At 53.0% G+C, this 21966-nt stretch carries 19 protein-coding genes; 6 read left to right on the plus strand and 13 right to left on the minus strand.

Annotation, left to right across the window (positions count from 1 at the left end):
• Positions 1–4 precede the first annotated feature (4 nt).
• The gene (locus Q8A57_RS04040; RefSeq protein WP_305169652.1) at positions 5–2008 is read right to left on the minus strand and encodes a TonB-dependent receptor plug domain-containing protein; all 2004 of its coding nucleotides are present in this window, start codon (positions 2006–2008) and stop codon (positions 5–7) included.
• Positions 2009–2197: 189 nt separating this feature from the next.
• Here Q8A57_RS04040 and Q8A57_RS04045 point away from each other — a divergent pair, with 189 nt between their 5' ends.
• The 5 genes from Q8A57_RS04045 to Q8A57_RS04065 all read left to right on the plus strand — a co-directional run bounded on the left by Q8A57_RS04045 (position 2198) and on the right by Q8A57_RS04065 (position 7188).
• Positions 2198–3295: a DnaT-like ssDNA-binding domain-containing protein gene (locus Q8A57_RS04045; RefSeq protein WP_305169653.1), complete on the plus strand. Its 1098-nt coding sequence runs from the start codon at positions 2198–2200 to the stop codon at positions 3293–3295.
• The gene (locus tag Q8A57_RS04050; protein WP_305169654.1) at positions 3204–3866 is read left to right on the plus strand and encodes a replication protein P; all 663 of its coding nucleotides are present in this window, start codon (positions 3204–3206) and stop codon (positions 3864–3866) included. Before Q8A57_RS04045 ends, Q8A57_RS04050 begins: the two co-directional genes overlap by 92 nt.
• Positions 3867–3878: 12 nt before the next feature.
• Positions 3879–5630: a bifunctional isocitrate dehydrogenase kinase/phosphatase gene (gene aceK / locus Q8A57_RS04055; protein WP_305169657.1), complete on the plus strand. Its 1752-nt coding sequence runs from the start codon at positions 3879–3881 to the stop codon at positions 5628–5630.
• 462 nt (positions 5631–6092) lie between these two features.
• A complete protein-coding gene (locus Q8A57_RS04060; protein ID WP_305169659.1) occupies positions 6093–6557 on the plus strand; it encodes a hypothetical protein in 465 nt (154 codons plus the stop codon).
• A 64-nt stretch (positions 6558–6621) separates the two neighbouring features.
• Entirely contained in the window at positions 6622–7188 is a 567-nt protein-coding gene (locus Q8A57_RS04065) for a hypothetical protein (protein ID WP_305169660.1), read from the plus strand.
• A 104-nt stretch (positions 7189–7292) separates the two neighbouring features.
• Here the strand turns inward: Q8A57_RS04065 and Q8A57_RS04070 are convergent, their stop codons facing one another.
• From Q8A57_RS04070 to Q8A57_RS04120, 11 genes are all read right to left on the minus strand, one after another.
• On the minus strand, positions 7293–7700 hold the full coding sequence (locus tag Q8A57_RS04070; RefSeq protein WP_305169662.1) for a hypothetical protein: 408 nt from the start codon (positions 7698–7700) through the stop codon (positions 7293–7295).
• Between the two features lie 42 nt (positions 7701–7742).
• Positions 7743–8006 (minus strand): GlsB/YeaQ/YmgE family stress response membrane protein, encoded by a 264-nt coding sequence (locus tag Q8A57_RS04075; protein ID WP_305169663.1) that lies wholly within the window; start codon positions 8004–8006, stop codon positions 7743–7745.
• A gap of 73 nt (positions 8007–8079) precedes the next feature.
• Positions 8080–8886, minus strand: coding sequence for a mechanosensitive ion channel family protein (locus Q8A57_RS04080; protein ID WP_305169666.1), 807 nt, complete (start codon positions 8884–8886; stop codon positions 8080–8082).
• A gap of 78 nt (positions 8887–8964) precedes the next feature.
• The gene (locus Q8A57_RS04085; RefSeq protein WP_305169668.1) at positions 8965–9126 is read right to left on the minus strand and encodes a YqaE/Pmp3 family membrane protein; all 162 of its coding nucleotides are present in this window, start codon (positions 9124–9126) and stop codon (positions 8965–8967) included.
• Between the two features lie 124 nt (positions 9127–9250).
• Entirely contained in the window at positions 9251–11506 is a 2256-nt protein-coding gene (gene parC, locus Q8A57_RS04090; protein ID WP_305169671.1) for a DNA topoisomerase IV subunit A, read from the minus strand.
• Between the two features lie 27 nt (positions 11507–11533).
• Positions 11534–14392 (minus strand): DUF748 domain-containing protein, encoded by a 2859-nt coding sequence (locus tag Q8A57_RS04095; RefSeq protein WP_305169674.1) that lies wholly within the window; start codon positions 14390–14392, stop codon positions 11534–11536.
• Between the two features lie 67 nt (positions 14393–14459).
• Positions 14460–16343: a DNA topoisomerase IV subunit B gene (gene parE / locus Q8A57_RS04100; RefSeq protein ID WP_305169675.1), complete on the minus strand. Its 1884-nt coding sequence runs from the start codon at positions 16341–16343 to the stop codon at positions 14460–14462.
• Positions 16336–16920, minus strand: a complete 585-nt coding sequence (locus Q8A57_RS04105) for a YqiA/YcfP family alpha/beta fold hydrolase (protein ID WP_305169677.1) — start codon at positions 16918–16920, stop codon at positions 16336–16338. The genes parE and Q8A57_RS04105 overlap by 8 nt, the downstream gene beginning before the upstream one ends.
• A gap of 114 nt (positions 16921–17034) precedes the next feature.
• The gene (locus Q8A57_RS04110) at positions 17035–17835 is read right to left on the minus strand and encodes a phosphodiesterase (protein ID WP_305169680.1); all 801 of its coding nucleotides are present in this window, start codon (positions 17833–17835) and stop codon (positions 17035–17037) included.
• A gap of 50 nt (positions 17836–17885) precedes the next feature.
• Entirely contained in the window at positions 17886–18356 is a 471-nt protein-coding gene (locus tag Q8A57_RS04115) for a DUF1249 domain-containing protein (RefSeq protein ID WP_305169683.1), read from the minus strand.
• Between the two features lie 58 nt (positions 18357–18414).
• On the minus strand, positions 18415–19020 hold the full coding sequence (locus Q8A57_RS04120) for an NUDIX domain-containing protein (RefSeq protein ID WP_305169684.1): 606 nt from the start codon (positions 19018–19020) through the stop codon (positions 18415–18417).
• A 160-nt stretch (positions 19021–19180) separates the two neighbouring features.
• Here Q8A57_RS04120 and Q8A57_RS04125 point away from each other — a divergent pair, with 160 nt between their 5' ends.
• Positions 19181–20590, plus strand: a complete 1410-nt coding sequence (locus Q8A57_RS04125; protein WP_305169685.1) for a TolC family outer membrane protein — start codon at positions 19181–19183, stop codon at positions 20588–20590.
• Here the strand turns inward: Q8A57_RS04125 and waaA are convergent.
• A complete protein-coding gene (gene waaA, locus Q8A57_RS04130) occupies positions 20562–21842 on the minus strand; it encodes a lipid IV(A) 3-deoxy-D-manno-octulosonic acid transferase (RefSeq protein ID WP_305169687.1) in 1281 nt (426 codons plus the stop codon). The two genes, Q8A57_RS04125 and waaA, sit on opposite strands and share 29 nt — an antisense overlap.
• Positions 21843–21966: the final 124 nt, after the last annotated feature.

A 21966-nucleotide genomic window follows, 5' to 3' on the forward strand; every position in this document is an offset into this window, starting at 1 on the left:
CTGCTCAGTGAAACTGCAGGGTGGCGCGCATAAAAGTGCGAGTCTCAAATTTATTTAGGGCATTGAACTCGTAATAATCACCACCCAGGTTCTGGCCGATCAATTCAAGCTTCAGGTCTGAGCCATTTAAGCGAATATGCTTTGCCAGGCGCAGATCAACACGCTCATAGGAGTCGGTATCAGCACCCCATAGAATCCAGGCCATTTCATCCAGATAGTAATAGCCCGCACTCACCTGCCAGCCCTGACCAAAATCTCGTGCCACCAATAAGCTTGCCGTATGTTTTGGAGTTGCACTGTTTTCCCAGAAGAAATTGTGGAAAGCCATGGGGTCACAGGCATGGTCAGCATCCGCATAAGCGTAGCTCAACCACACATGGGTTTGATCGTCAGGGTGCCACTGAACACCGGTTTCAAACCCTTCGATAACGGTGCCACCACCATTGACATCAAGAATGGCTCCGGGATTAGCCAAAGAAACCAATTCCGGATAGCTGGGATCCCAGATATATTCCACCTCATGCTCATACTCCTCCCGGTAAAACTTCACCTCAGCGCTCAAACGCCCCCGAAACCAGCGACCGATATAGCCCAGCTCGTAACTGGTCAGTTGCTCGGCATCCAGTCCATTCGGGGCCAGCTGCACGGTGTCCAGCGGGGTTCCATCCTCAAGCCTAAGCGCAACATTGTGGCTGTTCTCCAACAGGAATGGCTGTCGCCAGCCCTGTGCTACAGAACTGCGCAGTACATGACCAGGCAACAGGGTGTAATTCAGGCCGACTCGCCAGGAAGTTTCACCTTCATTGATATCATTGTCTTCACGAATGGCACCCATGTTGAGCAACAGGTCGTCGGTAAGCCGATATTCGATATTGCCCTGAAACCGGTAGGTTTCCATATCGGTCCATTCCTTGATACCCGTAATTTCACGGATATTCAACTGATCCCGGCGGTAACCACCACCCCAAGCGAGTCGGTAGCGATCACCACTGATCAGTTGCTGAAACTCAAAATCCTTGCGGTAAACCTGGTAATCGAAGGTATGACCAAGGACCGGCTGATCCAGCTGACCAGGCAACACCAAAGGCACATCCGCTGGAGCCACCCCAAGAATGGCCGACAACGGAGCAATAAAAAAATCGTCGGCTTCCTCAGAGGTACTAAAACCAAACTGCACGTACCATTCATTTCCCGGCGTGCTGACATGGGTAAAACGAAAGTTACCATTCTGTTCTTCTGCATTTTTATGGCCGACAGGGTCAAGTAGGGTACCTGCTCCTCCCCGTCCCCAGGGACCTTGCGAGCGAGCGAGCTGAAAATCCAGATGTGTGGAGGCATCCATCTGATAACGCCCCTGGAACCGTGCCGAACGGGCTATGGATTGGTCATTTACACCCTTGAAGCCGTCCGTATGGTAATAGCTCACTGAACCGCGATAATCAAAACGGTCACCGGTCTCTGCATATTGAGCCGTGACCAAACTGGTATCGCGGCTGCCACTGGCTGCAGTGAAACGCCAACCGGGGTTCAGGGAAATTTCACGGGTAACGATGTTGATCGCTCCAGTAAAGGCATTGGAACCGTAAGCCACACCCGCAGGACCACGGATAACTTCGATGCGTTCGATGTCGTCGATGGTGATGCCAAGGCGGTCCCAATCCACCAGACCAAAGAGGGAACCAACCGCCACCCGCCCGTCGATTAATACCTGCATGCGCCGCGACAAACCATCGGACTGACCGTGGTAGGTCACAGCCGTGTGGTGGTCACGCCAGCTCAATCCCACCTGAAAACCGGGCACCAACCGCAACAGGTCGGGGATTTCAATAAATCCAGAGGCCTCGATCATGGCACGATCAAGCACTGTGATCGCCATAGGGGTATCCGTGGTGGACTGGGGTAAGCGGGTAACGGAAAGCACTACCGGAATATCCCCCATCAAATCATCTTCGGTCAGACTGTCATCTGCCCGGCTCTGGGGTACCATCAGTATGGCAAGTATTGGCAACAGGATCCTTCCCGTCTCGAGAGTAGCCCATCTCCCTGGGACAGTGTTTCTCCATTGCTTCATCTATTGCCCATTCAAAGAGTTATCGTTTTTTTGCGCCCGATTCTACCGGGAGTGTTCACCAATACAAAACAACATCTCACCGAACAGCGCTTAAATTTTTCGGGGGGTTTCTGATAGAGTGTCACCATGTCCCTGATTCCTGAAAAACCCCTGGTCATTTCTCCCTCCCTGGCGGCAACCATCGGCCTGGAAGAAACCGTGCTTTTACAGGCACTGAATGAGTTTTTGAGCCATCACAAACCTGAGAAACAGGGTGACTATCAATGGGCGACCGCCCACATCAAGCAATTAACGGAATTGTTGCCGTTCTGGCAACCCCAGGACCTGCAACGCATTGCCACCAGCCTCAGAGATAAGGGAATTCTGCTGATCGCCTCGGCACCACTGCTGGAAAGCAACGAGCTGCGTTTTGCTTTCAACGAGAAAAGCTCCGAACCCATTGAACAACCCGTCACTCGGGCACACAGCTCGAGCAAAACCATTGCGCCCGGCTGGCAACCTGAAGCCGATGTCATACAGCAACTGGCTCAATACAACATCCCGCCTGAATTCTGCCGGGAACAGATTCCGGAATTTGTCACTTACTGGACAGAGCGGGGCGAACCTCGCTACAGCTGGGGCTCAAGATTTATTAAACATGTGCTGCGCTTGTGGCGTTCACAACAAACGGAGGATGCTCGTCGCAGCCAGGAAACACCCATGAGTAGGGACTGGCAACCCTCCCGAGATGCACTGGAAATTCTCACCCGCCAGGCCGGTATCAACAGTAACTTTGTGGAGGATGCCATCCCCGAGTTTGTGCTCTACTGGATGGAACGGGGTGACTCTTCAAGTACCTGGAACTCGCGTTTCATCATGCACGTCAAACGCCAGTGGGCGCGCTTTACCAGCGCCATGGAACACGACACACTGCCGAAACCCTTGGCGGCCAACTGGCGACCCAGCGAAGAACTCTACGACGTGCTGACGCTGGCCAATATTCCGCGACCTTTTGCCGAGAGCCTGGTGGCCGAATTTGTGCTTTACTGGCGAGAAAGCGGACAACTCTATGGCTCTTGGAACACCAAGTTTCTGCAGCAGGTAAAACGGGCGTGGTCCCGTCAATCAATGGCCAATCATCAGGACCCACTCCATGGAAAACAGCAACGACCTCATCGACCAGACAGTACGCGATCTCGCACCCTCGTCGACGAGCTCCAGGACCGCAGCTGGGCCAACACCTGAGCGCTCGCCACATCTGATCGACACCATCAACCAGGTGTTCGCGCTCTTCCGGCTCAATTACCACAACCAGTTCTACAGCGCCTACGGGGATACTGAACTCCTGAATCAGGCAAAACGCCTGTGGCTTGAAGCCCTGGGGCATTTCAGCAGCGATCAGATCCTACTTGGCGCAAAACGGGTGATTGAAACATCGGACTATCTGCCCACCCTGAACCGCATGTTGCAGTGTTGTGAAGAAGTCCATGGCCCGGAAGGATTGCCAGGCCCGAGAGAGGCCTACCTTGAAGCCTGCAATGCCCCCTCACCGAAAGTTGCATTCCACTGGTCACATCCGCTGGTCTATCATGCGGGACTCGCAACGGGCTGGCACCGACTCAGCAATGAATCGGAAAGCAGCAGTTACCCCGCTTTTTTGGAACATTATCGCCGCCTGAGCCGGGAACTTGCTCGTGGGGAAAAACTGGCGTTACCGGAGCCGGTAACTGATGGCGAGGATAAACCGGCACTGAGCCGTGAAGCCTCACGACAGCACCTGGCCGAGCTCAAAGCCTCACTCAACCTTGATGAATAAACCCGGATTGCCATGACCTGTCCCGACGCAATTTTCTTCCGCAACAGCACCGCCCGACGGATGTCAAAAACCATCCTTAACGGCTTTCGCAGCTATTTTGCGGATTACCTGAACATGACACTTGGCGCCAAGGCACGCTTCGAGAAGGCAGATTGGCAGGCGGTGCAGCGGGCTAATGTGGAACGCCTGGAATTGTACAAAGCCAAGGTGCGCCAGGTGTCAGAGCTGCTGGCGACCGTCACCAACAAGGACATCACCGACCTGGAGCTGTGGCGCCAGGCCAAGGCCGTCTACACGCAATTGGTGTTCAACTTTCCCAACTACGAAATTGCCGAAACTTTTTTCAACTCGGTGTTCGGCTACATCAACGATCACGACAAGATCGACGACGACCTGATTTACGTGCTGTCGTCACAGATGGCCTCTATTCCGGAAGCGGAGTACAGCATTTACGTCCGTTACGAAAACAATTCCGATATCGCCGCGCTGATCGAACAAATCTTGCTTGATGCCGAGTTTTCCACCCCCTGGGAGAATCTGTCCAGAGACGTGCAGGCCATTGCCCAGGAATTCAATGAACAGGTTGCACCCCATATCAGTTCGCCCCTGGGGGAACTGAAATTCGATATTCTCGAGTCGGTGTTTTACCGAAGCAAGGCCGCATACATCATCGGCCGCATTGTCGACGGCGACCGCTTCTTTCCGATCGTGCTGCCCGTTCTCAACAACGAAAAGGGCGGGCTGTTTGTGGACACCGCTATCCTTAACCGTGAAGAGATGAGCGTGGTGTTCAGTTTTACCCGCACCTACTTCATGGTGGATGCGCCACTGCCCTACCTGTACCTGCACTTTTTGAAGCAACTGATGCCCCACAAGGGCGACAACGAGATCTACGCCTCCATCGGCTTTCCGAAACACGCCAAGACCGAGTTTTACCGGGAATTTGTCAGCCACATGCGCAACTCCCAGGACCAGTTTGTGATCGCTCCGGGTATCAAAGGCATGGTGATGTCGGTATTTACCCTGCCGTCCTACGACATCGTGTTCAAAATCATCAAGGACAAGTTCGATCCACCCAAAGAAGTCACCCACGAAATCGTGCGTAGCAAATACACGCTGGTATCCCGTCACGACCGCATTGGCCGGATGGCCGATACTCAGGAATTCGCCAACTTTTCCTTCCCCCTCAGCCGCTTCTCCAGCGAGCTGATGGAAGAATTACAGAAAGTTGCACCCTCGCTGCTGCATATCGAAGGCGACCGACTGATCATTAAGCACCTCTACACCGAACGACGCATGACACCCCTCAACCTGTTCCTGCATAAAGCCTCAGAAGAGGACACCCGCGGCGTCATGGAGGAATATGGCAACGCCATCAAGCAGTTGGCCGCCGCCAATATTTTCCCCGGCGACATGCTGTTAAAAAACTTCGGCGTCACCCGTCACAAGCGGGTGGTGTTCTACGATTACGACGAAATCTGCCCGCTAACTGACTGCAACTTCCGCCGCATCCCGGAACCACAGAACGAAGAACAGGAAATGTCCTTGCGGCCCTGGTACACCGTGGCCGCCAATGACGTCTTCCCCGAAGAATTCCGGCTGTTCTTTTCCGGCAACCCGGGGGCCAGAAAAGCGTTTGAGGAAATGCACGGCGATATCTACGATGTGGAATTCTGGTGGGGACTACAGGAACAGATCCGCAACGGCAAAATCGTCGACGTGTTCCCCTACCGCCGCCGCCGGCGCTTCGACCGCAATCGCTGATTCCAGCCCTGCCTGCCCCATTCCGGGTTCGTCCACTGGCCCGCGTCGAAAAACTACCAACATCGACTCCAGGCAGCAACTCCGGGGCTGCCTTGCCATGAAAAGGGATATCGCGTTTAATCGAATGAAGCACGAAACCCTGCGGCGACCTTAGGCACCTGGCTCGCAGGAACTCCAACGGAACCAGGGAACGGTAACGCCGCATGATCGCACTTCTTTTCAAACACACCAGCTATATAAACCCGTCTACCGCTTTTTTAGCAAAAACAATGGCCATCGAACCATTGAAGACCACTGTAATAGCAAGCTCCGCCCACAGAAGATACAAAACAGATGAAATAACAAAAGGTTAAATACAGCATGACCGCCAGCCTAATATATTACAGCGGCCGCCTTTTAATAATTATTATGAGGCCGAAGGCCTCATTAACAGACTGTTAGCTATACCGAATGGAGACCGAATTGATTCTAAATATCTTTATAAGTGTTTTTAGTGGTGTAATTACAGCTTGGATACTATTTTTACTGGCTCAATTTTTTAGAAAAATAGTTATCCCGTGGTATCAAGCAATAAGATATGAAGGTGTAGATTTAAACGGTACTTGGAAGCATGAGGTAGCAACTGAGATAAGCAATGGATGCCTGACGCTTAACTTTAAGCAAAATGCCCACAGACTAACCGGGAGCGCTCATTTAAAGCATTCCTCAGGAGATGAAGAAAGAGAGTTAACATATAGTTTAGAAGGATCACTATGGGAAGGTTATGCATCAATGACGCTCAAGAGTTCAGATAGAAGACGTATTTCATTTGCAACGTTATTGGTAAAAGTTGTGCAGGGCGGGAAGCAATTAGAAGGTGCGTTTTCATATAGAAATATAAAAACAGACGATGTTTCCTTCGCCAAAATAGTGCTCGTAAGAAAATAGCTAACAAATAAAGCCAGCGGACGCATAATTGCGCCGCTGCTTTAGGCGTTAGGCTTTTTTACTGATGAAATATCTACAGAATAAAGGCCAAAGGCATTTGGCAGTTTTAATATCCCCAATACCAATTCTTTTTGGTATTTCAATTACCTTGGGCGCCGTAGATTATGGCTCAATCTTTTGGGGCATTGTTGGTTTATTGACTCTTTGCATTGGCATTTGGTCTATTTTTTCTAAAAATATTCAATATATCGACACCGATAAAAAGTCCGTAATAAAAGAGAAAAAATGGCTATGGATTAAATGGAAAGAAGAAATTCCTCTTACCCACTTTAAAAGTATTACTTTGCACCGGTTCCTAAAAAATGATGACGGCAGAGATTCATTTTTGTTTAACTCATATGTCACGTTGACTAGCAAATACGAAAAAAATATTTGGCATGATCGGTCAGGGAGCTTGAATTACGTTGCAAGAGTATATACCCCAATTCGTACAGGTGACGCTAAAGCAGCAGCTCTTAAAGATGGACTCATGCTTGGGGAACTTACAGGGCTACCACTTTACATACATTGGGAGCCTAACAATCAAGTGGTGCGGGACTCCGGTGCTGTCGCACCTCCGCCCCACACTTAAGCGTTATATGCAATAGGAAATGTAAAAGGTAATCGTTGGGTTGCTGAGGGTAAGACATTAAAAAACGCAGCCATTGGCTGCGTTTTTTAATCATTGAGGCCGGCTCACTCCCAGAAGCGCCACCACTTGCGGCTATGCTCTTCGCGCATTTCCTGACCTTGCTCTGACCCCTGGCCCAGTTCCTTGCGCTCCTGCTCAGACTTCATCTCGCGCTGTTTTTCCATATCCTTTTTCATTTCCCGCTCTTCTTTCATCTCCCTGTCTTGCTTCATTTCCTTCTCACGGTCGCGAATGGGGTCATGATCTTCCATGCCTTTGTCCATCTTGCGCTGGTGTTCCTCACGCATTTCCCGGTCCATCTTCATGTCGCGGCTGTGGTCACGGTCTTTCATCATGGGGGCGTTCTCTTTCATGGCACCCTTGCCACCGCCTCCATCCTGCTTGGCAAAACCCGGCGATGAGACCCCGAACACAAGCAGGCTCAGAACCAGTATTGATTTGATAACCTTCATCTTTCCACCTCCTGATGTTAAGACAATTCGCTGTTTACAGTATCACTCTGTTGAACCCGATCCCTTGATCTGACGGTATACCAACAGGATCAGAATCGCACCGACGGTAGCCGTGGCAATACTACCCAGGCTGAAGCCACCCATGGTTCCAAACCCCAGGATTGAGCCTACCCAGCCACCAACAAAAGCCCCCGCAATGCCAAGTAGCGCTGTCATGATGAACCCGCCACCATCTTTGCCAGGCATAATCCATTTCGCCAGCATGCCTGCGATGAGGCCAAGAATAATCCAGGAAATAACACCCATAAAAAGTCCCCTTTGCTTTAGTTATATTAGTCCAATAAAAAGGCCCCTAACGGGGCCTTTTTCATGATAACAACTAGGTATTGTCGGCCACCTTGTGCAGATGAACATCGGTCTGCGGGAAGGGGATGGAAATACCTTCCTGATCGAAACGCTTTTTAACCGCTTCGGTGAGTCCGAAATACACACCCCAGTAGTCTGCCTTGTTCACCCAAGGACGAACGACAAAGTTCACACTGCTATCTGCCAGTTCGACCACGGCGATGGTCGGGGCTGGATCTTGAAGCACGCGTTCATCGGCGCTGACCACTTCCTGAAGGACGGCTTTGGCTTTATCGATGTCATCGCCGTAGCTGATACCCATGATGAGATCCACCCGACGAGTATCGTTGGCAGAAAAGTTGGTGATTGTTCCGCCCATTACCTGACCATTGGGGATGATCACACGTTTGTTGTCACCGGTGTTCAGCTCGGTGGTAAACACCAGAATTTTTGATACAGCGCCAGCTACACCGGCCACTTCAACAAAATCACCCACGCGGAAGGGCTTGAACATCAGTATCAACACGCCGGCGGCAAAGTTGGCCAGTGAACCCTGCAGAGCCAGGCCAACGGCCAGACCCGCGGCACCGATAACTGCGATAAAGGAGGCCGTTTGAATCCCCACCTGACCCAGTGCGGCAATTACCACAAACACCAGCAGTGCGTAATAAACGAGGGCGGAAACAAAATGTTGAATAGCAACATCCACTTCCTTTTTACGCATCATGGTTTCAACGGTTTTGCTCAACCATTTGGCCACGTATTTACCAACAACAAGGATGACAATTGCCATCAACACCTTGAAGCCGTAATACAAAATCATGTTTCCTAGTGTTTCCATTATTTCCTCCTTAGATAACGACTGTATAAACACCTGTCTCATCAGTGAGCCAGGTGAAAAGATGATGAATTTATTTCATTAGTTCAGGGTAACCCAAAGCGCGTGAATGATACCTGGCACATAGAAGAACAGGCACAGGATGATATTGATGACGAGGTCCTTACCAGCACCCTTCTTCAGAAAAACAGCCAGTGGTGGCAACAGCAGCGAAGCAATGATCAAAAGTACTTTGTTATCCATCCGTTTATCCTCACGGTCATTGTGTATGGTCTGCATATTAGGGCAGAGTGCGTTTCAATATAGTGAAAAGCCTTTTTTAGGTAAACAAATTTAATCTGTTTACTCTAAAAGAGAAGTGACTGGATTAATCCATGCCGACCACTTCTACGCGATCTACTTTCTGAAAACCTCTTGGCAACTTGTTGCCCCGACGGCCCCGTTCACCCCGGTAGTGTTCAAGATCCGCCGACTTCAGGTTGAGGTAACGCTTGCCCGAATGCACTAGCAGTTGTTGCTGAGCCGTCACCACGGCAATACCTATCATAAACTCCTCGCGGCTTTGCACCCGTGAGGAGGGAATATTGATAATTTTGTTGCCTTTACCCCGTGCAAGCCGGGGCAGTTCATCCAGAGGGAAGACCAACATACGCCCTTCGTTGCTCACGGCAACCACCAAGCTGCCTTCTGCTTCGGCAATTCTCACCGGTGGTAGAACACGCGCACCCTTGGGAATGGACAGCGCATTTTTGCCTGCCCGGTTTTTACTTTGCAGGTCTGCCAGCGTGGCCACAAAACCGTAACCGGCATCCGTTGCCATCAGCACTGGCTGAGTGTCATCTCCCATCAACACACCAACAAAGTTTGCCCCTGACGGCGCATTGAGCCGCCCGGTCACAGGTTCTCCCTGTCCTCGGGCGGAGGGCAGACTATGGGCGGAAAGTGCATAGGTTCGTCCTGTGGAGTCCAGCAGGATGGCATTCTGGTTACTGCGGCCCTTGGCCGAGCAAAGATAATGGTCACCGGATTTATAGCTCAACGAGCCCGGGTCAATATCATGGCCTTTTGCCGCCCGAATCCAGCCTTTCTCGGACAGGACAACGGTCACCGCTTCGGACACCATCAGCTCTGTTTCAGAGAACGCCCTGGCTTCTTCACGGCTGGCGAGGGGCGACAGGCGCGCGTCACCGAAATCCTCAGCCACCGCCATCAGCTCCTTCCGTATCAGGGTTTTCAAGCGGTTTGCCGAACCGAGAATTTTTTCCAGTTCGGCTTTTTCTGCAGCCAACTCTTCCTGCTCAGCACGAATACGTACTTCTTCCAGGCGCGCCAGTTGCCGCAGCTTAGTATCAAGAATGTATTCTGCCTGCACGTCGCTGAGGGCAAAACGTTTGATCAGTACGGGCTTTGGTTCGTCTTCATTGCGGATGATGCGGATCACTTCATCAATATTCAGGAAAGCGATCAGCAAGCCCTCCAGAAGGTGCAGGCGGTGATCCACTTTATCCAGCCGATACTGTAGCCGCCGCCGCACGGTAGCCGTGCGGAAACTGAGCCACTCGCTGAGAATGGTGTTGAGCGGCTTGACCTCTGGACGACCGTCAATGCCGATCATGTTGAGATTGATCCGGTAATTCTTCTCCAGGTCAGTGGTGGCAAACAGGTGGTTCAACAGGCCATCGACATCAATGCGATTGGAGCGCGGTACGATGACCAACCGGGTCGGGTTCTCGTGGTCGGACTCATCCCGCAGGTCCGCCACCATCGGCAGTTTTTTGGCCTGCATCTGGGCCGCAATCTGCTCCAGCACCCGGGCACCCGACACCTGATACGGCAACCCGGTAACGATGATATCCCCATCCTCCCGCTGCCACACCGCCCTCATTTTCAGGCTACCCCGACCTGTTTCATAGGTTTTCAGAATGTCATCACGGGGCGTAATAATTTCTGCTTCTGTAGGATAGTCCGGCCCCTGGATATGCTCGCAGAGCTGGGCCACAGTAGCTTTCGGCTCATCCAGCAGACGCACACAGGCACTGATCACTTCCCGCAGATTATGCGGTGGTATATCCGTAGCCATGCCCACCGCAATACCGGTGGTGCCATTCAGCAAAACATGGGGCGCCCTGGCTGGCAAAATTTCCGGCTCATCCATGGTGCCATCGAAGTTCGGCTTCCAGTCGACCGTCCCCTGTCCCAGCTCAGATAAAAGGACTTCAGCAAAGCGCGCGAGCTTCGATTCGGTATAACGCATAGCGGCAAAGGATTTCGGGTCATCTGCAGACCCCCAGTTACCCTGCCCGTCAATTAATGGGTAGCGATAGGAAAATGGCTGTGCCATCAATACCATGGCTTCATAGGCTGCGCTGTCGCCGTGGGGGTGGAACTTGCCGATCACATCCCCCACCGTGCGCGCTGACTTTTTGTATTTGGCGGTGGATTTCAAACCCAGCTCGCTCATGGCATAGACAATCCGTCGCTGCACTGGCTTCAAACCATCGCCAATATGCGGCAGTGCACGGTCAAGGATCACGTACATGGAATAGTCCAGGTAGGCCTTTTCCGCATAGTTGCGCAGCGCAACCTGCTCTATTGCGGGGTTTATGGGCGTGGTGTCTGTCATAAATGTACTTGTCCGTCTGTTTACTGATTATTGCCCGATGGAAATGGTCATCGCCGGGGGCTTGTCGAGCGCTTTTTCAAATGCACCTGTGCACAGAATCATCTGTCCTGGCTTCACCCCCGCATCCACCAGATAGGCCTTGGCAACCTCGGTACGCTGATCCGCCAACTGTTTCATGGCCGTTACCTGTTCGGGAGTGATGACTGGCTCGGACGCTGCGACCTCTTCCTGTGTATTTTTGTTTGTATCCTTCTGCTCCGCTTTATCGGCATTTTTGGCGCCATCCTGGGCATAGACACTCATCCAGTCCTGGCGTGTGGAAGGTGCGCAAAACAGAAGATGCAGCTGCTGTCGGGCCTTGAGCATTTGCGCAATTTTGTTGAGGTTTTCATGGGCGGGATCATCCAGAGCCGCCATGCCTGGAGCAAAGGGCACCGGCTGAAATGCCAGGTTGGCGAGGCTGTCCCCGATTAACGATTTTGCCAACAACCCGAATGGCAGGTAGTAGTTGACCACACTTTCCGCGATAACTTTGAACAACACCTTGTTGATAATTTTGCTGAGAGAAAACTCTGGTGCGTTGATGTTGCCGCCTATGGGCAGCTTCAACTCAATCGTGCCGTCATTGTCTCGCAACAGTGAAAGCGCAAACTCCAGAGGCACGCCCAGCTCCTCTGCTCCCTCCGGCAGTTCATCCTTTTTCAAGGGCGAGACTTTCAGCTCATGAAACCGGGTTGTAATCTCGGCATCAATTTTATCTTCCCTCACAGCCAAGTCGATGTCCGCATCCACCGAGCCATTATCCAGGTGATAACCGATGAACTTCCCGGCGTAACCGGACAGATTACGGACATCAACCCCGTGGAGTTCGCCATCAATGCTTGTATTAAGGTGGTCGCCAAAGGGGGCGAGATCACCTGCCAGCTTCAAATAACCAAAACGGTTAACCCCGAGGTTAAAGTTGAGGGTTGCCCCCTTATCGGGACGGGTGGCATCCAGATGCTGGATGGACAGGCCCAGCTTTGAAAACTGTTGAGACAATGCCGGCGAAACACTTTCATCCAGAACCCGAACCTGCCCCTGTTGGCCAATCAGGACTTCACCGATTTGCAGTTGCATGGGGGGATCACCACCGTCTGACGGAGAGCTCTCACCGGGTTCATCAGGAGCTTCTCCGGCTGCCTTACCGATAAAACGATTTAATTCTTCGAGCATCACCAATTGGCCATCGCTATCACGATGCAGAAAGATGTCCGGATCAATAATTTCCAGTTGTGCCAGAGCCAGTACCGACGGCGATTTTGACAGACCTTTGAGGGATACAGCGGGTACTCGCACATAGTGCTCGACACCCTCCACCTCAGTAACGGGCGCCATAATTGCCAGCTTGTCGACGCGGAAACTTTCCAGACCAACAACATCGGCGCCAGCGGTCAGGCTCTGCAAGGTCAGGGCATCCAAAGACAGCAGCTCCTGCTCCGCCATAATCTGCAGTTGTGATGTTTTCAGACTTCCCAAAGAAAATGTTTTTTGAGGTGTCGGCGAGACCTCTACTTCGGCATCGCCAGTCGAAGCTTCTGACGAGCTCTCGGGAATCAGTTGTGCCATGAGTGTCGGAGCGAATGCCAGTTGTCCGTTGTCCAGCGTCTGTAAATGAAGCTGTGTATCGCCTAACGCAATACTGTCCAGCTCAATCTTTTCACCAACCGTCAGCCCCGCTACATCCAGCTGTGACAGAGACAGGGCACTTTTGTCAGCCCCGGGCAATACCACCATTTTGGCCAGCTGCAAGCCCTCCAGTGACACCTCGGCACCGTCCAGGCCAAGTCCCTGCAAGTTCAACCCTGACATCGCCAGCAATGAACGGTCAGTAGCAACAGCAACATGCCCCAGGGAAAACTGACTTAAAGCGACAGGGGTAGACTTGACAGGCTCTGCTTCAGACTGATCTTTGGCCGGAGTGTCAGACAAAGCAGTCACTCTTTCCATGATCGCTGGCGCAAACGTCAGCTGCCCTTCCTGGCTCAACTGTAACTGCGCCGATAACTCTCCCAGCAACAGTTTCTCCACCGAGATATTGTCAGAAGCTGACAGCACCTGCAGTTCTGCCCTGTCCAGTTGTAACGCCCGGTCTGTTTCCGGTAACAACGAGATACTTTCAACAGCCAGGTTATCCAGGTGCCACAGACGCATATCGGGGCTGACCAAATTGACCAGGCTGACAGAGTCGATGGCAAGCAGTGAAAGCGGCTGCAGACGGTCATACCAGCGCAGCTCTTGTAACTGGATTCCCGGTACCAACAGTGCGCCGTCCTCCCCCAACTTGAGGTCAAGTTCCCCGGTGTGTGTTAGCTCGCCGAGATGGGCACATTGATTCGCCAACGTTAGATTTGCTGCATCGACACGGGAATAACAGATATCCAGGTTGTTCAGGCTGAGCTGCTCGAGGGATATCCTGTCAATGCCGCCCCCCGAACTACTCGTTTCTGCTTCTGCCACGGCATCGGGACTATCACCTGTCGGAATAGAGATTCCGCCGATACGCAGTATGCCTGGGCCCTGAACCAGATCGATCGCCAAGGTATCCAGTTTCAGCTCCTCAATCTGGAGCCACTGATCGCTCAATGGCCGCCAGGCAATATTGACGAGCAGTTCATTCACCGCCAATTGCTCACCATTGGCAGCACGCACCTGCACATCGTTAATTTGTACGGAGCCCATTATCGGTCGGATACTGATATAGCCAATGGAGGCTTCGAGGCCCTGCCTGTTCAGCCAGGTTTCCGCCTGCCAGCGCACCACAAATGGCAGCAGCGTAATCACCACTACGAGCAGAACAAGCAGGCTGATGATCAGATATTTGGCGACTCTTGAAACAACTCTCATGGATTCACTCCTTGCACTGAACGCCACATTGATAGCACTGGGCTGTCATCGTGACCACAGGATGCTCCTAGACATCCGCAAGATTACCGCGCTGTTGCAGCCATTCCTTGCGGTCCCCTGCGCGCTTTTTCGCCAGCAACATATCGAGCAGGCTATTGGTGTCATCACCCGCCTCGATGGTGAGCTGAACAAGGCGGCGGGTGTCCGGGTCCATGGTGGTTTCCCGCAATTGTATGGGGTTCATTTCCCCCAGCCCCTTGAAGCGCTGCACATTGACTTTGCCCCGCTTGTTCTCGGCCTCGATACGATCGAGAACGCCCTGTTTCTCGCCTTCATCCAGGGCGTAGTAGACGTCTTTACCCACATCTATGCGATACAGCGGCGGCATGGCCACATACACATGGCCAGCGCTGACCAGCGGTCTGAAGTGCCTGACAAACAGCGCACATAACAGCGTGGCAATGTGCAGTCCATCTGAGTCCGCATCGGCCAGAATACAGATTTTGTGGTAGCGCAAGCCATCCAGCTCATCGCTACCGGGATCAATTCCGAGCGCTACGGAAATATCGTGCACCTCCTGGGAGGCGAGAATTTCCTGGCTGTCCACTTCCCAGGTGTTCAGAATTTTGCCACGCAACGGCATGATGGCCTGGTTTTCCCGGTTACGGGCCTGCTTGGCAGAGCCTCCTGCCGAATCACCTTCCACCAAAAACAATTCGCCCAGTTCAGGGCTATCGCTGGAACAGTCTGCCAATTTACCGGGCAGCGCCGGTCCTGAAGTGACCTTTTTCCGCGCCACCTTTTTACTGGCGCGCAACCGACGCTGGGCATTGTTAATACAAAGCTCTGCCAGTCGTTCGGCATCCTCGGTGTGCTGGTTTAGCCAGAGACTGAAGGCATCTTTGACCACCCCGGATACAAAGGCCGCGGCTTCCCTGGAGGAAAGACGCTCCTTGGTCTGCCCTGAAAACTGGGGGTCTGTCAGCTTGGAGGAAAGCACAAAACAGCATTTATCCCAGATATCATCGGGCGTCAGCTTGACACCCCGGGGCAACAGGTTTCTGAACTCGCAAAATTCACGCATGGCTTCCAGCAGCCCGGTGCGTAGTCCGTTGACATGGGTGCCTCCCTGGGGCGTGGGGATCAAGTTGACATAACTTTCCTGGGTTAAATCACCACCCTCTGGCAACCATTGCAGGGCCCAATCCACCGCTTCGGTTTCCGCGGCAAAGCTGCCAACAAACGGCGTCGTGGGCAAAACCTCCCAACCGGTCGTTGTGCTGCAAAGATAATCTGCCAGCCCGTCTTCGTAACACCAGTTCTCGGTTTCGCCACTGGCCTCATCCTTGAACGTCACCTCCAGGCCAGCGCAAAGCACTGCCTTGGCGCGCAACACATGCTTCAGCCGTGAAACGGAATATTTGACCGTATCAAAGTATTTCGGATCGGGGAGAAAACGCAGCTCAGTGCCTGTATTGCGCTGGCCACAGCTATCCACCACTGCCAGCTCAGTCACTTTATTGCCGCCGGAAAAACCCATGCGGTAGACACTGCCGCCGCGTCGGATAGTCACTTCCAGCTTGCTGGAAAGCGCATTGACCACAGACACACCGACGCCATGCAGACCGCCGGAGAACTGGTAGTTTTTATTGGAAAACTTGCCCCCCGCATGCAGGGTGGAAAGGATCACCTCCACGCCGGGCAGTCCCTGTTCCGGGTGAATATCCACCGGCATGCCTCGCCCGTTGTCACAGACGGACAACGAGCCATCCTTATATAACACCACATCGATTTTACTGGCATGACCCGCGAGGGCCTCGTCGACGCTGTTATCGATCACCTCTTGGGCCAGGTGGTTGGGGCGCGCCGTATCCGTGTACATACCCGGCCGCTTGCGAACCGGGTCGAGCCCAGTGAGGACTTCAATATCTTCTGCGGTATAGTTATTCATGGATCTCCGGTGACAACTGCAAAAAGTCAAAAATGTCGGGAAGAAAGCGCTCGAAATGCTGGAAGCTGTGATCGCCGCCCTGCTCAATGGTCATGCGACATCCGTCGTACCTGGCTTCGGCTTGTCGATAATCCAGCACCTCGTCTTCAGTCTGCAACAATACCCAATAGCGGTCCCGATGTAGAGGTGTTCTCACCTCAAGACGGTGAACTTCGTCCACATGCTTTTGTTCGAGCACGTAGCGTTCACCGGTATGGTAATTGGCATTTTCACCCAGGTAATCAAGCATCATCTTATACGGCATCACCGCCGGGTTGACCAACACCGCTCGCAGGGAATACTGCTCTGCCAACCAGGTTGCGTAATACCCCCCCATGGAACTCCCCACCAGGCCAACCGGCTGTTTGGCCGACTCAACCAAAGCCTGCAACTGCCTGATGGCTTTGTCCGGCTCATTGTTCAACCGGGGGCAGTGAAAGGGAACGTCAGGGTAATGGAGGGAAAGCCACTCTGCAGTCTGGCGGGACTTGAGGGATGCGGGCGAACTGTTGAACCCGTGAATATAAATTAATGCCATACCAGGCGGTTCATCGCTGTGACTGAAGCCAGTGATTATAGCGGGATATGGTAATGGATAAGAACTGCTCCCCGGCAGATTCAGGCTTTCACGAAAATGGACAGTGGATCGATACTAATAACCTATGCAGTGCCGGTCCGCCTGCCAATTATTCCCATCGATAAACTCCACACCCGTCTCGATACAGCCGTCCTCATGGAGGTTTATCCAGCGATAACCCGGCGGCTGGCGACAGAGCTCAAAATCATCGCTTGCGGGGGCAAACTGAAAGCAGGTGGAGGGAGCGGAATAGACAGGAATGCCATCCCAGTCAGACAGGTAGTTCTGGTGGACGTGGCCACTGAATACGCCACGAATGTTATCCGCCTGCTGCAGCAGGCGGTGGAGCGAAGAATGGTTTTCTATGCGCTGTTTGTCGAGCCAGCGGCAATCAACTGATGTTGGCGGATGATGCACAAACAACACCACATGATGATTCCTGTACTCGGCAAGCAGCTTTTCCAGAAGAGTCAACTCGGAGGCGGCCAGTTTACCGGCAACCTGGCCGGGCACGGCACTCACCAGGAATATCGCCACCCAGCGGCCCAACTGGACGACACGCTGAAAAGGCTGTCCCATGACCTGCTGCATGACATCAAAGTTATCGTGGTTCCCCGGCAACCAGGCCAACGGGGGAATAGTCGGCAGCATTTGTTCAAATAGCCGGTAGGCACCAGCCTCGCCATCGGCGGCAATATCGCCGGTGATGGCCAGCAAATCACAGTCTGCAAGTTCGCCGTGGAGTCTACTCATCACGGCCTTCAGACTCTCCGCTGTGTTGATACCCGCCAAGACGAACTGGTCATCCTGGCCAAGATGGCAATCTGTCAACTGAACCAGCTTGATAGCTCTATGATCAGGCGAATGAAGTGACAATGTTCTTCTCCCTATACCGACTGCGTACAGACACTTGACCCAAAAGGTCGTTAGGGAGCTTCGCCAAACAGGGGCTCGGGGTAATATCCCCGCGCCAGGCAATGGGATAGCCACTCGCCGAGAAAGCGGTTCCACTGCGCCTTCTCATCCTGCTGGTACATTTTGCGGTTCGGGTACCCGTAACGTGATTTGACATGCCTGACACCATCACATGACACGACTTCAGCAACACGCGCATCATGATACAACCGCAACTTCATCACCGGCAGCCGAAACCAGGGGTTTGTATTATTCCCGGCACTGGCCACCTGGCTAAGCTCGATGAGGGTGGTATAAGGCGTATTCTCGCGAACCACAAAGCGTAATTCATGGTCGCGGTCATGGCTGAAACCCACCTTCCGCTCTGCCGCTTCCCGGGTCATCTCGGGAAACAACTTCATCAAGCGGAAGTAATTGGCATCGCAATCTGCCATGTACCCCCTCAGGTCGACTTTGTAGCGTATTTTTCGTTTGTCCGTCACCGCACCAAATCACATTTTGCCAAGTTGTCCCATCGACAACAGAAAACAGCATAGTCCATCACAAAAACCGTTGTCGATTAATTTGCAGCCACATCAGGCTGATGGTCGTCGCCGCATTATTTAGCAGCCCCTGATCAAGCCACTCATACACCTGCTGCTCGGGAAACACATGCAGACGGATATCCTCCGACTCATGTGCCACACCAAACACTCCACCGGCATCCGTGAGATCCACCAGAGCGCAGAACAAATGCATCCGCTCGTTGCTGCCACCGGGGCTGACCCAGTAATCACACATGGCAATGAGCTCATCAGTTTCCAGCCCGGCCTCTTCCATCACTTCCCGACGTGCCACTTCCGGGAGTGTCTCACCCGGTTCGGAAATACCGGCGACCACCTCGAACTGCCAGGGGTTCTGCCCTTGCCCCATTACACCGACACGAAACTGCTCCGTCAGGGCAATTAATCGATGCTTGGGATCGAAAATAAGTACGCCTACACAGGGTTCGCGCTCGAACAACTCCCTGTCCATCGGCTCAGACCAGCCACCGGCAAACAATTTGTGCCGTAGACGCAGCCGAATCATTTTGAAAAACCCCTGAAAGACCGTCTGTCTATCCTGGACTTCCACGTCACTTTCATTGAACTGGTGCTGCGGTTGCATGTCTTATCTCAAGTTACAGATTCCGGTTTTTTTGACAGCGCTGAAGCCGTGTCAAGGAGAGCTTTAAAGCCACCCTACACAGAGGCCCCTTGACTGTCCAGCAACTCAAAATCTGCTAGACTCGAACCCTCTCGCCACCCTTTGACCTAAAGGATTGTCAATGCGCTTCTGCAAATTTGTCATTTTTCTGGCCGCTTCGTTAAGCCTCACTCCGGCGCTGGCCAACACCCTCTCGGAGATCTACGAGCAGGCTGTCAAAAACGACCCCCAACTGCGCGCTGCCCGTGCCGCCTACCTGGCCGGCCAGGAAGCCAGAAATATTGGCAGGGCCGGACTACTTCCCCAGATTACTGCAACGGGTGAATATGAAGAACTGGAAACCAATGGCGCCAGCACTACAACCCTGAACTCCACATTTAAACCTGGTCGCAAAGGACATACCGATACGGACTCACGAGGGTATTACCTGACCCTGTCACAGCCGATCTTTGACCTTCCCGCCTGGTTCAGTTTTCAGCAGGGAAAAGCCCTGAGCGATCAGGCTCGGTTGCAGTTTGCCGCTGACCAGCAATCTCTGATTCTGCGCACCGCTGATGCTTATTTCCAGGTGCTCCGCGCCAGGGAAAATCTGGAAACCGCGCAGGCCCAGGAAAAGGCCATCCAACGGCAACTGGAGCAAACCAAAGAACGTTTTGAAGTGGGATTGCTGCCAATTACCGATGTGCACGAAGCCCAGGCAGCCTACGACAATGCAAGGGTGAATACCCTGGAAACCCGCGGTGCATTGGATATCGCCTTTGAAGGTCTGACCGTGCTGACGGGCGAGCCCCACCAGCACCTGGCTGGGCTGGTAGCAGACTTTCCCGTAGTGCAACCGGAACCTCTCAACCGTGAGGACTGGGTACAGTTTGCCCTGCAAAACAATTTCAGCTTGCAGGCCGCCAAATATCAGCGCGACGCTGCGGATGAAAATGCCAAATCAAAAAAATACGAGCATGCACCAACCCTGACAGGCAACCTGTCCTACTACGACGATCAGACAGACAGTGAATTCCGCGGGCTGGACACACAAACAAACAATTTCTTTGTCAGCCCGTCAGAAACTGACCAGGAAGGCCACGCTATCGGTTTGACCCTGACTGTGCCGATTTTTACCGGGGGGCTAGTGAGTGCCGAGCGCCGTCAAGCCTTTCAGCAATATGTCCAGGCCGATGAGCTTTTTATTGGCACGCAGCGCAATACCGTTCAGCAGGCACGCTCCCAGCATCTGTCAGTGGTCACGAATACCGCACGGGTAAAAGCCAGGAGCCAGGCCATTACCTCTGCGGACAGTGCACTGGAGGCTACTCAGGCGGGCTACGAAGCCGGAACCCGCAATATCGTCGATGTCCTGGTGGCTCAACAAAACCTCTATCAGGCACGCACTGATTACGCCAATGCACGTTACGACTACATTGATAGCCTGTTGCGTCTTAAGGAAGTGGCGGGCCAACTCAGCCCCGAGGATATTTACGAACTGAACGCCTGGCTGGACCCGGCGATCACTGTGACGAGAGCTGGTGTTCAATAACGTCCAGCAAACGCTGTAATGCGCCACGGTTATTGTCCGCCACCTGTTTGGCTACCGTGGCCATGCTTTCAGCCGATTCCGGGGATTCCAGCAGACGCCTCACCTCTCCCGCCAATGCCTGATCATCCGCACAAATAGCCATACCCCCAGCTTCCAGCAACAAGCGCGAGGCTTCCGAAAAATTAAACAGGTGTGGGCCGCTAAGTACCGGCTTTTGCCAGGCTGCTGGTTCAATCAGGTTATGCCCACCCACTGGCACCAGACTGCCGCCGACAAAAGCAATGTCACAAGCTCCGAAGAAAAGCAGTAACTCCCCCATGGTGTCGCCAAGCAGGATTTGATCACCTTCCCCAGGTACGCCACCAAGGCTGCGCTTTACTGCCCTGAAACGGTGGGCCTCACACAGTTGGGCAACATCCTGGAAACGTTCCGGGTGGCGGGGTACCAGGACCAACAACAGTGATGGAAAAACCGTTAACAACTGCCTGAATGCCCGGAGCACAATCTCCTCTTCGCCGGCATGGGTACTGGCAACCAGCCAGACAGGCCGGCCTTCTCTGCCACGCCACTCTGCCCGCAACTCCCCGGCCCGCTGCTTAAGCGGTTCATCAATACTGAGATCAAACTTGATATTACCTGTAATGGTCAACTGCTCATCGGATAGGCCGAGAGACCGGAAACGTGCACCATCATCCTCGTGCTGGGCAGCCACCCGATCGACCATTGCCAACATGGGTGCGGTGAGCGCACTAAACCTGCGATAGCCCTTAGCCGATTTTTCCGAAAGGCGGGCATTGGCAACCACAACCGGTGTGCCATGCTGACGGCAACAATGAATCAGGTTTGGCCATAACTCCGTCTCCATAATCACCAGAAGTTGCGGGCGAACGCGCTGCAAAAACCGGTTCACGGCGCATGGCAGGTCGTAGGGTGCATAGACGTGATAAACGCTGTCACCAAATTCTGCCTTGACCCGAGCTGAGCCCGTGGGCGTCATGGTGGTCACTGCCAGTAGCGCGTCCGGGTAACGCTGTTGCAAGGCTTTGATCATTGGAACAGCCGCCAGTGTTTCGCCGACAGACACAGAGTGCACCCAGATCACCTGCCTCGAAGCCGCAATGGGTGTCACATACCCCAAGCGTTCTCCCCAGCGTTTTCTGTACCCTGGCGCACGGCGGCTACGCCATAGCAAGCGCAAGAAAATAAATGGCGTTAATAGGTAAAAAAGCAGGGAATATGCAAGGCGAGCCAACGATCTCTCCAGCGAATAGCAGCGTGCAGGACTTTGCCGAAAGCATAATGAGAATGTGCGGGGTATACTAGCCCATCTGTTGATAAGCCCCGTTTCAGTGGTTTTATCATTTCTACTTTAGATA

Origin of the sequence: Porticoccus litoralis (assembly GCF_030676955.1) — a bacterium.
Classification (GTDB): Bacteria; Pseudomonadota; Gammaproteobacteria; order Pseudomonadales; family Porticoccaceae; genus Porticoccus; species Porticoccus litoralis.

Excerpts from the sequence above, each read along its gene's own strand:
- Q8A57_RS04085 (WP_305169668.1), bottom strand. The coding sequence starts at position 9,126 with ATGGATAACAAAGTACTTTTGATCATTGCTTCGCTGCTGTTGCCACCA.
- Q8A57_RS04125 (WP_305169685.1), top strand. The coding sequence starts at position 19,181 with ATGCGCTTCTGCAAATTTGTCATTTTTCTGGCCGCTTCGTTAAGCCTC.
- parE (WP_305169675.1), bottom strand. The coding sequence starts at position 16,343 with ATGAATAACTATACCGCAGAAGATATTGAAGTCCTCACTGGGCTCGAC.
- Q8A57_RS04070 (WP_305169662.1), bottom strand. The coding sequence starts at position 7,700 with ATGAAGGTTATCAAATCAATACTGGTTCTGAGCCTGCTTGTGTTCGGG.
- aceK (WP_305169657.1), top strand. The coding sequence starts at position 3,879 with ATGACCTGTCCCGACGCAATTTTCTTCCGCAACAGCACCGCCCGACGG.
- Q8A57_RS04045 (WP_305169653.1), top strand. The coding sequence starts at position 2,198 with ATGTCCCTGATTCCTGAAAAACCCCTGGTCATTTCTCCCTCCCTGGCG.
- Q8A57_RS04080 (WP_305169666.1), bottom strand. The coding sequence starts at position 8,886 with ATGGAAACACTAGGAAACATGATTTTGTATTACGGCTTCAAGGTGTTG.
- Q8A57_RS04075 (WP_305169663.1), bottom strand. The coding sequence starts at position 8,006 with ATGGGTGTTATTTCCTGGATTATTCTTGGCCTCATCGCAGGCATGCTG.
- Q8A57_RS04095 (WP_305169674.1), bottom strand. The coding sequence starts at position 14,392 with ATGAGAGTTGTTTCAAGAGTCGCCAAATATCTGATCATCAGCCTGCTT.
- parC (WP_305169671.1), bottom strand. The coding sequence starts at position 11,506 with ATGACAGACACCACGCCCATAAACCCCGCAATAGAGCAGGTTGCGCTG.
- Q8A57_RS04120 (WP_305169684.1), bottom strand. The coding sequence starts at position 19,020 with ATGCAACCGCAGCACCAGTTCAATGAAAGTGACGTGGAAGTCCAGGAT.
- Q8A57_RS04050 (WP_305169654.1), top strand. The coding sequence starts at position 3,204 with ATGGAAAACAGCAACGACCTCATCGACCAGACAGTACGCGATCTCGCA.
- Q8A57_RS04065 (WP_305169660.1), top strand. The coding sequence starts at position 6,622 with ATGAAATATCTACAGAATAAAGGCCAAAGGCATTTGGCAGTTTTAATA.
- Q8A57_RS04105 (WP_305169677.1), bottom strand. The coding sequence starts at position 16,920 with ATGGCATTAATTTATATTCACGGGTTCAACAGTTCGCCCGCATCCCTC.